Genomic DNA, 11,325 nt, shown 5'->3' with positions numbered 1-11,325 from the left:
ACGCCGAGAACGGCGGATTTCCCGAGGGGATGCGATACAATGACACGGCGGCGATCTCAAAACATCGCCGGCATTCCACGGAAAATCTAAAGTTTCAGAATATCGAAAATCTGACAGTAAGGACTCCCTCCCATGGCGAACCAACGCAGCGGATTCACACTGATCGAGCTTCTCGTCGTGATCGCGATCATCTCGATCCTCGCCGCGATCCTTTTCCCGGTCTTCGCGCAGGCGCGCGAAAAAGCGCGAGCCATCGCGTGTCTGTCCAACACAAAGCAGCTTGGCCTGGGCGTCCAGATGTACGTGCAGGACAATGACGAGCGTCTTTTCTTCTACGCCAATATCGACCCCACGGCTTCGCGCACCGGTCAGGCCATTCCCAACACTCCCGCCGCCAAAAACGCCGAGCGCTGGTGGAACGTGTTGATGCCCTATGTCAAGAGCAACAACGTCTTCACCTGCCCGAGCGATCCCAAGCCGACGATGGGCGCGGATGTAAACGGCAACCTCGTCATCCCGCGATCCTATATCGCGAGCCGCGCCGCCGAGGCGCTGACGCTGGCGCAGCTGGCCGATCCGGTGGAAACTATCGTTCTGATGGACAAATGGGATCATAACTCCGGCGGCGCGGTGACCGACAGCTGGATCGAGCCCTTCAACGGCGACTTCGATTACGATAACGGCCCGGGCGCGGACCGCACGCACATGTTCAAGGCCGGCAACCGTCACCAGGGACGCATCAACTGCGTCATGTTCGACGGGCATGCGAAGGCGCTCACCGCCGACGATATCCAGGAAAGCAAGGACCTTACGGGCTGCAACCTGATCCACGACTACCCGGTAGTCGGCGTAATGACGTACAACGGCGTCTCCACGGCGGCCGGCGAGCCGAATATCTGCGATCCCGCGAATGCGCCGCACTTCGTTTACAATTAAAGAGGCGTTCGAGACGCATGGCGATCCCCATGAAAAAAACGATGAAGCTCACTAACGCCATGACCGCCGCACTTCTCTTCGGGCTTTACGGGGCAGGCGCCACACACGCGGCGGCGCCTGCGCCCAAGCCCGCCGAGCCGCGCATTACCGCTGGCGCCTATCTCCAGGCCCACGGCGACAGGGATGTCGCTTACGACGCCAAAGACAAGAAGTTCTATTCCGTCGCCTACGCCAAAGCGCACGGAATGCGCGATAAAGGCGGCGACGCGCTGACGGTCCACCGTCTTTCATCCCTGCCCAAAAGCGCGGCGATGAGCCGCGCGATGCACGGAAAGATGTAAGAAGGCCCCGGGTCCCATTCATAGGGTTAGGTTTTTGTTCGGCGAAATTTCATCGTGTGGCATGCCGGCGATATCGAGACACAAAAATTTACCCACTGGGGCTAAAGCCATATTGATTTCTTCATGAAGCAAGCAAACAGATACAGGAGACTATGATGATCCAGAAAGCCAAACAACTGGCGACAGTTGTTGCCGCAATAGCAATCTTGGGCGGCTCCGCTCAGGCGCAGGATGTTCTCGTCACCGGTAAGAAGATCACGCTGCCGCCGCTCGGCGCCGTGCAAAATGTCGGCAGCCTGCCGATGAATATCGTGCTCAGCCCCAGCGGCAAATACGCCGTCTCCACGGATATGGGATTTCGGCAGTCGCTCTGGTCCATCGACGCCAAAACCGGCGCGGGCGTCTCGCATGTCGATTTCCCGAACAACGCCGACGGCTCCAATGGACTTTACTACGGCCTGGCGTTCGGCCCCGACGGCAAGCTCTACGCAGCCCAGGGCGCGCACGATTCCATCGCCGTCCTGGCCCTCGCGGCCGATGGGACACTGACGCAGACCGGATCGATCGCGGCCCAGGCGCACGACTTCCCCGCCGGCGTCGCCACGGATTCGCGCGGCTACCTTTATGTCGCCAACAACGACCCGGCGACGCCGCTCCAGCCGAGCAGCATCGCCATTTACAGCACCGCGACCGGTGCTTCGGTCGGCCGCTACAGCTTCAGCGCGTCGTTTTACGGCACGCCGAACTACCCGCTCTCGGTCGCGGCGCTGGCCGATGGAAGCAAGATGTTCGTGACCAGCGAGCGCGACGGCGCGGTGTACGTACTGAATACGTCCAATCCCGCCGCCCCGGCGCTGATCACGTCGATCGCGACCGGCGCGCAGCCGGACGGACTTCTGCTGAACAAGACGCAGACCCGCCTGTATGTCTCCAATGCGCACAGCGACACCGTCTCCGTGATCGACACGGCGACAAATGCGATCGTCGACACAATCCTGCTGCAGCCGACCGGCGCGCATGGCCTGGCCGGCGTCACTCCTAACGGCCTGGCGCTCTCGCCCGATGAGAACACGCTGTATGTCAGCCTGGGCGACTTCAACGCGGTCGGCGTCGTCGATCTGGCCTCCAATTCGCTGAAGGGGTACATCCCGGCGGGCTGGTATCCGACCGGCGTGGTCGCCACCGACAGCAAAAGGCTGCTGGTCGCGAACGCCAAGGGAACCGTGACACGCAATCCGAACCCCGGCTATCTGACGGACCCGAACGGCCAGTATATCCTGAACCTGATCGAAGGGAACGTCGAAACGATCGCCGTCCCGAACTCGGTCCTGCTGGCCCAGGACACCAAACTGGCTCTGGCGAACAACCGCATCACGCCCACGACCACGAACCCGGTCAACCCGGTTTCGAGCATCGGCGTGAAGGCAGGCAAGATCAAGCACGTGATCTATATCGTCAAAGAAAACCGCACCTACGACCAGGTTCTGGGCGATGTGCCGACGGGCAACGGACAGCCGTCGCTGGCGATCTTCGGCCAGCCGGTCACGCCGAACCTCCATGCGATCGCGCAGCGGTTCGTGCTGCTGGACAACTTCTACGACTGCGGCGAGGCGAGCGGCGACGGCTGGCCGTGGAGCACGCAGAGCATCGCGACCGAGAACGTCATTAAGAACCTGCCGTACAACTACAGCGGACGCGGCCGGAACTATGATTTCGAGGGCCAGAACAACGGCTACCTGACCGGCGGCTTCCCGGCCGCCAATCCCGACGGCAAGACGCTCTCCCCGGTCTTCCCGGGCGGCCTGCCCCGGATCCCCGACGTCACCGAAGCCCCCGCCGGACACATCTGGGACGCCGTGAAGAAGGCGAAGCTTTCCTACCGGAACTACGGCTTCTTCTACTCCTTCGGCGTCGGCAGCCTGCTGCCGGACAACTATCCCGCCGCCAGCGGCCTGCTGCCTCCGGGACACGACCTCGCGGGCGTCAGCGACTACGACTTCCGCCGCTTCGACAGCGATTACGCCGACAGCGAAGCGCCGATCACCTACTACAACCAGACCGGCAACCCGGCGTTCCTCTACAAGATCACGAACTACGGCAAGCACCAGGCGCCGAGCCGCTTCACCGAATGGAAGACCGAGTTCAATCAGCTCCTGGCGAAGGATCCCACCGGAAAGGCCGTTCCGACCTTCCAGACCGTGCGGTTCATGAAGGATCACACGCAGGGAACCTCGCCGGGCAAGCACACGCCGCGCTCCGAAGTCGCCGATAACGACTACGCCATCGGCCAGCTTGTCGAGGCCGTCAGCAAGAGCCCGATCTGGGACAGCACCGCGATCTTCGTGATCGAGGACGACGCCCAGGATGGCCCAGATCACGTGGACGCGCACCGCTCGACCTGCTATGTGATCAGTCCCTGGATCAAAAAAAGCACGGTAGACCACACGTTCTATAATACAGACAGCGTGCTGAAGACCGTGGAGGGCCTCCTGGGCCTCAAGCCTCTGAGCCAGTACGACGCCATCGCCGACCCGATCCAGGCGTTTGACACGGCCCCGACCAACGGCGATGTTTACACGGCGATCCTGCCGGACGCCAGTATCATCGGCGAGCTCAACCCGTCGATCGTCGCCCTGAAGTCCAACCCCACGATGGCGCGCCTCGCGGCGCTGTCCAGCAAGATGGACTTCACGCACCCGGACAGCGCGCCGGCGCAGACGCTCAATGAGATCCTCTGGAAAAGCGTCAAGGGCGCCGGCTCCACAATGCCCGCCATCCGCCATGGCCTGAGCGCCGCGCCCGCTCCCAAGAGCGCCCACGCCGCCAGCCGCAAACACGACGGCGACGACGATTAATCTCACACCGCCGCTCCCCAATAGAAAAGGCTCCTCCCGCGCTATGCGCGGGAGGAGCCTTTTGGTTTCGGATCAAGCCGTGTGGCTTAGTCGAGGCGAGTGCGCTCGCCGGTGCGAGAGTTCAGGAAGTACGGGTGTCCTTGATAGGTGTAGTACTTGCCGCTTTTGCCCGTGCTCGGCGTCTGGGTGGTCGAACCGGTGCGACGGTGGTAGTACTTCACGCTGTCGTCGAGAAGCACGCCCACGGCGGTCCCTTCCTTCAGATCCACATCATGCACATCCTGGCTCTTGGTGAGCTGGCTGGCGCCGTAGCCCAGCGCCGCGCCGATCAGGATATTCTCCAGCTTCAGCTTGCCGCCGCCCAGGACGCTCGCCAGCACGCCGGCGCCGGCGCCGTAGCCGGCGTAGGTAAGGTCCTTATTCTTCGTGTTGGGTTTCGCCTGCAAAACGCCGTCATCGCCGGTCTTAACCGACTTCGAGTCCAGACCGGTCGGCTTTCCGGAGATGGAGTAAGTGCGTCCGTCGGAGAGGCGAAGCCGCTTGAACGCCAGCTTCAGCGTTCCCGGATTTTTGCCTTCCTGGGGCGTGGCTTCCTGCACGACGCCTTCGACGGTGGCGTTGTGCAGAATGTCGTCATACGCCTGCTTGCTGTTGTCGACGCTCGCGGTGAACGAATCGCCCACGTTCGAGTTGTTGGACGACAGCTCGGTGTTCAGCTTGACGGGAATGACGGTGCCGGAGCGAAGCACGACCTGCTTGTTCGACTGCGCGAAAGCGCTCGGTGCGCTCACGCTGAGAGTGATGGCGGCCATCGCCGCCAGAGGAGCCGTCAGAAAACGACGATGCGAATTGAGTCCGTAAAACATGTTATTCATCCTTAATCTTTCCTGGGCGAACCCAGAGTCCTAAAATCGAGTGTGCGAAAACTTCGCGGAAGAAACCGTCTTCGGAGACAGGCCGCTTGCTTGCCGCGTCTTTTATGTCATTACCCGTAATCGCGCGTCCTTGAAACATCGCGAGACGGTCGGTGATCGGAAAGCGGCCCCGGGTTTGCGCGGCCGCCGCGGCGTCGTTCCGCGGATGCTTAATGGACGCCTCGCGGCGCCGATTGTTCCCGGCCCCAGGCAAATCCGAGTGATTCGAGAGTATAACGAGGATGAAATGGGATCATCGTGACGCCCATCGCCCGGACGCGCGAAAGAGGAATAAACGAATGCGGACGATCATGCTGCTGGCGCTCGCCGCCCTGCTGGAAGTGGGCGGCGACGCGATTGTGCGATGGGGAATCACCAGCCATCGCATTGTAGGGTTGGTCCTGGGAGCAGCGGTCCTGTTCACCTACGGCGTGGTCGTCAACACGCCGCGCTGGGATTTCGGGCGGCTGCTCGGGGTCTATGTCGCCATCTTCTTCGTGATCTCGCAGATCATCGGCGTGACGATGTCCCACGAACGGCTTCCCCTGCCCAATATCCTCGGCGGCGTGCTGATCATCTCCGGCGGAATGCTGATGACCTTCTGGAAGCCATAACGCAAAATAGGTCTTTCTGCTCATGCGGACTTCTCAGTCATCCGCTAAAATCTCGTTATTATGAGCCAGAAATTCCGAATTGCGCTTCTTGTGGCCGCAGGCGCCTGCCTCATCGGCTGCCACAGACAAAGAGCGATGCGCCCGCCGCCACAGAAGCTCAGCCCCCGCAACAGTTTCGAGGAAAATTTCAAGCTGGTGGGCAATTTGACGCGCCAGCATTTCCCGACGGCGGCCATCACGCAGGACAGCTATGACTGGGGGAACGGTTATATCATGGGGTTTCGCGCCAATACCGCGAACGCCGCGACTTCGGCGAAGATCGCCAGTTTTGCGAAGCCGCTGTGGGTCCAGATTCGGGGCTGGTCGGGAATGGCTCCCGTAGAGGCCCAGGGATGCGTGGTGATGGTTTTCGACGCCCGGGGGAATATCGTAAGCCGATAATCATAAGCGCCACAGCCTCTTACTTCGTTGCGCGGCGGAAACCTAGCCTGATGCGCTGGAACAGGGCGGGGATTGTGATATACTGGCGGAGACGAGCGAGCCTCCACTCAAGGAAAACTGAATCATGCACATTCCTCTCGGTAAGACACAACCGCTCACCACCTATCGCAAGATCGCCATCGCCAGTTGGCGGCATCCGCGCGATCCTAGCACTTACAGTTGGTTCGATCTGCCGATCGAGGAAGCCGAGGCGTTTCTCAAGTCATACCCGTCCACTCCCAAACCGTCGCTCACCTATTTTATCGGCAAGATCGTCGCGAACTGCCTGGAGGAGCACCCGGAGCTGAACCATCTTCTACGCCAGGACCGGCTCTACCGGCGCGCCCGCACCGACGTCTTTATCACCACGCTCCTCAGCACCGACAAAGGCCGCGACCTCTCCGGCTTCGTCCTGCGCGACGTCCCCAATCACAGCCTCGGCGAAGTCGCCCAGCTCGCCGAAGACGCTCTCACCCGTCTGAAAACCGGCGCGGACGAAGAAACCCGGCAGATCGATTCCATCACCGAGCGCCTTCCCATCTGGCTGCTGCGGATCACGATGTGGCTCGAAGACTTCTTCCACTACACCGTCAACGTTTCTCTCAAACAGTTCGGCATGCCCGACGACCGCTTCGGCTCCGTCATGATCAGCAACTTCGGCGTCCTCGGCATCGAAAACGCCCTCGTCCCACTCTCCCCCTACTGCCGCTGCCCCCTCATCATCGGCGTCGGCCGCCCCCGCCCCATGCCCATCGTCCGCAAAGGCGAAGTCGTCGTCGCCGAATGCGTCACCATCAGCTTCACCTTCGACCACCGCTACGCCGACGGCGTCCACGGCGGTCTGATGATGCGGAGGTTCCAGAAGATCTTTTTGAACCCAAAGCGGTTTCCGGAGGTATTCGATGCGCCGAAGGCAACAGCGCCGAAGGTCAGCGCCGCGACGGTTTAAAGATGTCCGGGTCGCGCCGGCAAAGCAAATGGATTACTGAGGCTGGATCGCATCAAAGCGGCCCTTGAATATTTACCGATTACGACGCCGGCGATGCTCTGGGCAGCCGAGCTCTGGGCTCAAGTCCGACAGTCGGGACTAGCGACGGCGCATGATAAGGCCCTAGATGGCGACGTTATCCTCGCGGCTCAGACACTGACGCTCGGAGCGCCGCCCAGTGAGATCATCATAGCCACCGAAAATATCAATCACCTGAGTCGTTTAGCGCCATCGAAGCTCTGGCATGAAATTGTTATTGAGAGTCCCATCGCTCCAAATCATCATCCGCAAGACCCGTGTGCTGGGCGTCCACTAAAAATCGATGCCGCCTACGGGCGGTTGGCCGTTATCGAGTTCATGCTTCGCAAGTATGAACTCACATCCGATATGTCCCATTGGCCCCGGCCCGACCGTCTCCAGGATCTTTTGATAGGAGCCGAAATCACCCCGCTCCAGCGATTGTGCGCCGATATAAAATCTAGCCTCAATTTGCCGAAGGCCCTGCACCACATCGTACTTCGATTGTGTGGCCGACAGTAAATCCTCTTCCGTGATTATCCCCATCAGGAACTGAGCCACTGGACGCGGCCATTCGCGCCGCGCTTCGCGCGATGCTAAGATTTCCAAGAGCCATTCACGAGCAATTTCAGAATAGTGTGACAGACCCGGATGTAGAGACGCCCAGTAGAGTAATCCCCCTGGAGCCACACCGCCGGCGGGATCCGTGTAGAGGATCACTTGGGACCGTGTCTTGCGAATTTGGTCCGCCCAGTCGGAGCACGCACGCTCGCGTTCTCCGGTACACCATAGCGCCACGCCAATGAATTCACAGGACTGCTGAGATACTTGCCGAGATCTGCGTCTATACTCAAGAAGATCCTCCAGAGCCTGCTCTGATTGCCCTTCCACCAGATGCGTGACTCCCCTAGCGACACGGGCGAGAGCATAGGAAGGATTAATCACGAGCAGATCGCTCAGGATACGTATTGTCTCTTGGTGTTTGCCTTCTGAACGAAGCCGGATGGCCTCATTAAACCTGGAACTCTCGTCTGTCATGCTTGACCTTGATATCGTTCTGACGCCGTTGCACAAATAGGCCAAATCAGTCTGGTTTTCACTTTGTCTTGCAGATCGACCTACGCTTCCGCCGCCTCATCCTTCTTCCACGGATAGAAGTTATAAACCAGCCCCCGCCACTCCCCGTATCCCTCAAAGTACGCGTACACCTCTTTGTCCGTCACCGGTCGCCCTAGTTCTTTCCCAAGCAGCGTGCGCGCCCAGCTGTCGACGTTGACGTGGGCGGGTTTGCCGAGATAGAGCATCAGGCAGGCGGCGCCGTAGGGGCCGACGCCGGGGAGGGAGAGGAGATGTTTGCGCAGGGCGTCGGCGGGGAGGGGGGCGGTTTGCCAGGATTCGATGTCGAGGGCGCCGGCGGCGATGTCGGTGGCGATCTTGTGGACGTAGGCGTTGCGGTAGCCCATTTTGGCGAGGGCGGCGAATTCGGCGAAGGGAACAGAGGCGATTTGCTGGGGCGTGGGGAAGGCGTGGCGCTCCGGGTCGCTAGGAAGAGACGAGCCGAAATGGGCGGCGAGGCGGTCCGTCATGGCGATGGTTTGCGCCCAGGTAGTGTTGGAGGTGGCGATCACCTTTGAGACATCTTCGAACAGGGAGGAGCCGCGCAGCATTCGGCCTTGAAGGGTCCCGGGAATGTGCGCGAGTTCGGGACGCGTAGCGCAGTAGGCGTGGAATTCGTCGATGGGAAGGTCGAGCTGGAGCATGCGGCGGACGCGACGCGCGATCTCGGCTCCGTCGGTCTCCTCGCTGGTGGTGGCGACGATCACCGTGGAGCCTTCGGACTGGATCTTGAGGTGAACCACGGAGCCGTCGTTCAGGGCTTCGATGCGCTCCAGGACAGCCGGTTCTTCATCCCAATGGAAGGGAGCGAGGCGGCGCCAGCCGTGGGAGGAAACCGTTTCGTGAAAGGAAAAATCGGGGGCGACAGGGATCTCAATCAGCATGAATCATTATAGCCAATCCAAGCAGGTTCGCCGCTCGGACGCGCGGCCAACGAGGGGGCGGCAAGCACAATAATTTTTCACATTGCTGTACACGTTTTGTACACGCTCCTCCGGTAAAACACTCCCACGCCTCAGGAATTTCGAGGCGCAAAATTTTCAGGAGAAGCAAAATGAAACGATTTCTAACAACCTGCGCGGCGGCGATGCTGCTGTCGGCGCCGGTTTTATCTCATGCGGAAGCGACTGCGGCAGAGCCGCTGGTGGTGGAAGTTGCGGCGTCCACACGTTGCGTCAACGTGATGGGGAAGGCGAAGCCGAGCCTGCCGGCGGACATTCCTCTGGCGATCAAGCGGGGAATCGTCCGGGGATATGTTCGGGATTCCCAGGGACATCCCCTGCGCGGCGCGGTGATCGGCGTGCGGTCATCGGCGATTGGCGGAGCCTATTCCGGCGCGGCGGGCAAGACGGACGCCAAGGGTTATTATGAAGTCGCGGCGCCTTGGGGAGCGGCCAGCTTTTACTGCGCCGGTTACACGGTGGAGTATGGCGACGGGATTGCGGCGATGGGACTATGCCCGGCGGACGGCGACATCGATGGCTTCGCGACCGCGGACGGGGCGGTAAAGAACTGGGTTCTGGTTCCCTTCGGCGTCGCCGACCGCGCGGGCGTTCAGGACAACCCGCAATATTCCGGCAACTACTACGGCGGCACGGTCATCGTCAATTATCAGATCGATACGGACGCGGGCGACTCGAACTCCAAAGCCCTGCCGCCGAATTCACAGATCGAGCTGACGTTCACGCCGGAAGGACCGCTGGTCGATGGCCGAAAGGGGCGAACGATCGTGGTGCGCAGAATGGTGGGGGACGGATGGGCTCAAAGCCTTTACGTCAACAATATCCCCGTCGCCCCGTACCACCTGACCGCCAAACTCGTGGATGGCGGGCCGCTCAAGATCAAGGAAACCGGAATGTATCGCAATGAGGCGTTCGGGCTGGATCCGAAAGAATCCACGGACGGCGTCTCCTTGCTGCTGAAGGCGGACGGCGCCAAGCCGAATATGGTCACGGCGGCCCATGGGAATTGGCGCGAGATGCAGATCACCCTGGAGCGTCCCTGACCGTCGCAGGCGCGGGTATAATCGTGTCGCCGAGGCGGTGCGCCCGGCGACGCGATTTGCAAAGAAGGCGCCGTGACGTCCACACACAGCGAAACATCCCTCACGATCTGCCGCCCCACCGACTGCGGCGTCGCCATTTACCCCCCCGGCGCAAGCTTCGGCCCGCGCGCGATGCGCGACTATGAGTTTGTCTGGACGATCGAGGGCGACGCGCGGTATCGATGGGGCGATCAGGAAGCCGACGCGCCCGCCGGAAGCCTTGTGCTGTGCCGGCCCGGCGCGACGGATTTCTTTCAATGGGACCGCCACCGGCGGACCCGGCACGCCTACGTCCATTTTCTGATCGAGCCCCAAGCGGGCCAGGCCCCAAGTCCCGATACATGGCCGCTGGTGCGCGCGCTGCCGGAGGATGATATTATCCGGCCGCTTTTTCGACACTTGCTGACATGGCACGGACGCGCCGGCGACGCGCAGTTTGCCTTGACGGTCACGCAGATTCTCAACGCATACCTCACGGATACCATGGCGGTCGGCGCGCTCGGACGCGAGGAATGGCCGCCGGCGGTGGAGGCGGCGTTTAATTTCGTATCCCGGGCGCTGGAGGCGGATCCCGCACAGCCGCTGACGCTGACGCAGCTCGCCGGCGCCGCGCATGTGACGCCCGAGCATCTGTGCCGCCTCTTCAAATCCTCCATCGGACTCTCTCCCGCCGCCATGGTCCGATTGGCGCGCCTCGACTACGCCGCCAGCCTGCTCTCGCGCACGAACTACTCCGTCGGCGAAATCAGCGCCCTGGCCGGCTTCGCTAACCCCTTCCATTTCGCGCGTCTGTTCCGGGAAGCGTTCGGCCATACCGCCACCGAACTGCGCCGCGCCGTGCGGGAGGGAGAAGCGCCGCCGCTCCCACGCGTCCTCTGGCACACTCACCATCTCGATTCCCATCGCTGAGCGCGATTCTCCGTATATCTAAAATTGATCTTTCATCAGCCAAAATTCGCCAAATAGGGACATTCCCACACCCGTCTCGTCTTGTTATAATAGCACCATCAATCATCGCC

The 11,325-nt window shown here is 61.1% G+C and carries 11 protein-coding genes; 8 read left to right on the top strand and 3 right to left on the bottom strand.

Going from position 1 to position 11,325, the window contains the following annotated elements; genetic code table 11:
* Positions 1–132 precede the first annotated feature (132 nt).
* From D5261_RS09130 to D5261_RS09120, 3 genes are all read left to right on the top strand, one after another.
* Positions 133–936, top strand: a complete 804-nt coding sequence (locus D5261_RS09130; RefSeq protein ID WP_119324177.1) for a type II secretion system protein — start codon at positions 133–135, stop codon at positions 934–936.
* Between the two features lie 41 nt (positions 937–977).
* Positions 978–1,277, top strand: a complete 300-nt coding sequence (locus D5261_RS09125) for a hypothetical protein (protein ID WP_301002456.1) — start codon at positions 978–980, stop codon at positions 1,275–1,277.
* Between the two features lie 152 nt (positions 1,278–1,429).
* Positions 1,430–4,132 carry a bifunctional YncE family protein/alkaline phosphatase family protein gene (locus tag D5261_RS09120; RefSeq protein WP_119324179.1) on the top strand — a complete coding sequence of 901 codons (2,703 nt, stop codon included), beginning with the start codon at positions 1,430–1,432 and terminating at the stop codon, positions 4,130–4,132.
* A gap of 86 nt (positions 4,133–4,218) precedes the next feature.
* Here the strand turns inward: D5261_RS09120 and D5261_RS09115 are convergent, their stop codons facing one another.
* Entirely contained in the window at positions 4,219–5,007 is a 789-nt protein-coding gene (locus tag D5261_RS09115; RefSeq protein WP_119324180.1) for a hypothetical protein, read from the bottom strand.
* Between the two features lie 338 nt (positions 5,008–5,345).
* Between D5261_RS09115 and D5261_RS09110 the strand changes: the two genes are divergently transcribed.
* The 3 genes from D5261_RS09110 to D5261_RS09100 all read left to right on the top strand — a co-directional run bounded on the left by D5261_RS09110 (position 5,346) and on the right by D5261_RS09100 (position 7,089).
* On the top strand, positions 5,346–5,660 hold the full coding sequence (locus D5261_RS09110) for a hypothetical protein (protein ID WP_119324182.1): 315 nt from the start codon (positions 5,346–5,348) through the stop codon (positions 5,658–5,660).
* Between the two features lie 135 nt (positions 5,661–5,795).
* Complete coding sequence (locus tag D5261_RS09105; protein WP_119324183.1) at positions 5,796–6,101, top strand: hypothetical protein; 306 nt, start codon at positions 5,796–5,798, stop codon at positions 6,099–6,101.
* Between the two features lie 124 nt (positions 6,102–6,225).
* Positions 6,226–7,089, top strand: a complete 864-nt coding sequence (locus D5261_RS09100; RefSeq protein WP_119324184.1) for a 2-oxo acid dehydrogenase subunit E2 — start codon at positions 6,226–6,228, stop codon at positions 7,087–7,089.
* Between the two features lie 351 nt (positions 7,090–7,440).
* Here the strand turns inward: D5261_RS09100 and D5261_RS09095 are convergent, their stop codons facing one another.
* Positions 7,441–8,184 carry a hypothetical protein gene (locus D5261_RS09095; RefSeq protein ID WP_125206270.1) on the bottom strand — a complete coding sequence of 248 codons (744 nt, stop codon included), beginning with the start codon at positions 8,182–8,184 and terminating at the stop codon, positions 7,441–7,443.
* Positions 8,185–8,264: 80 nt separating this feature from the next.
* Entirely contained in the window at positions 8,265–9,146 is an 882-nt protein-coding gene (locus tag D5261_RS09090; protein WP_119324185.1) for a DNA-3-methyladenine glycosylase family protein, read from the bottom strand.
* Positions 9,147–9,316: 170 nt separating this feature from the next.
* Here D5261_RS09090 and D5261_RS09085 point away from each other — a divergent pair, with 170 nt between their 5' ends.
* Positions 9,317–10,267, top strand: coding sequence for a hypothetical protein (locus tag D5261_RS09085; protein WP_119324186.1), 951 nt, complete (start codon positions 9,317–9,319; stop codon positions 10,265–10,267).
* Between the two features lie 72 nt (positions 10,268–10,339).
* Positions 10,340–11,215, top strand: coding sequence for a helix-turn-helix transcriptional regulator (locus D5261_RS09080; RefSeq protein ID WP_119324187.1), 876 nt, complete (start codon positions 10,340–10,342; stop codon positions 11,213–11,215).
* Positions 11,216–11,325: the final 110 nt, after the last annotated feature.

The sequence above is a fragment of the Capsulimonas corticalis genome (genome assembly GCF_003574315.2).
GTDB lineage: Bacteria > Armatimonadota > Armatimonadia > Armatimonadales > Capsulimonadaceae > Capsulimonas > Capsulimonas corticalis.
Note: the sequence above shows the minus strand (reverse complement) of the source record. Positions and strands in the feature narration are given on the sequence as shown.

Coding starts and splice junctions, on each gene's coding strand:
- D5261_RS09105 (WP_119324183.1), top strand. CDS start 5,796: ATGCGCCCGCCGCCACAGAAGCTCAGCCCCCGCAACAGTTTCGAGGAA.
- D5261_RS09120 (WP_119324179.1), top strand. CDS start 1,430: ATGATGATCCAGAAAGCCAAACAACTGGCGACAGTTGTTGCCGCAATA.
- D5261_RS09090 (WP_119324185.1), bottom strand. CDS start 9,146: ATGCTGATTGAGATCCCTGTCGCCCCCGATTTTTCCTTTCACGAAACG.
- D5261_RS09130 (WP_119324177.1), top strand. CDS start 133: ATGGCGAACCAACGCAGCGGATTCACACTGATCGAGCTTCTCGTCGTG.
- D5261_RS09085 (WP_119324186.1), top strand. CDS start 9,317: ATGAAACGATTTCTAACAACCTGCGCGGCGGCGATGCTGCTGTCGGCG.
- D5261_RS09115 (WP_119324180.1), bottom strand. CDS start 5,007: ATGAATAACATGTTTTACGGACTCAATTCGCATCGTCGTTTTCTGACG.
- D5261_RS09100 (WP_119324184.1), top strand. CDS start 6,226: ATGCACATTCCTCTCGGTAAGACACAACCGCTCACCACCTATCGCAAG.
- D5261_RS09110 (WP_119324182.1), top strand. CDS start 5,346: ATGCGGACGATCATGCTGCTGGCGCTCGCCGCCCTGCTGGAAGTGGGC.
- D5261_RS09125 (WP_301002456.1), top strand. CDS start 978: ATGAAGCTCACTAACGCCATGACCGCCGCACTTCTCTTCGGGCTTTAC.
- D5261_RS09095 (WP_125206270.1), bottom strand. CDS start 8,184: ATGACAGACGAGAGTTCCAGGTTTAATGAGGCCATCCGGCTTCGTTCA.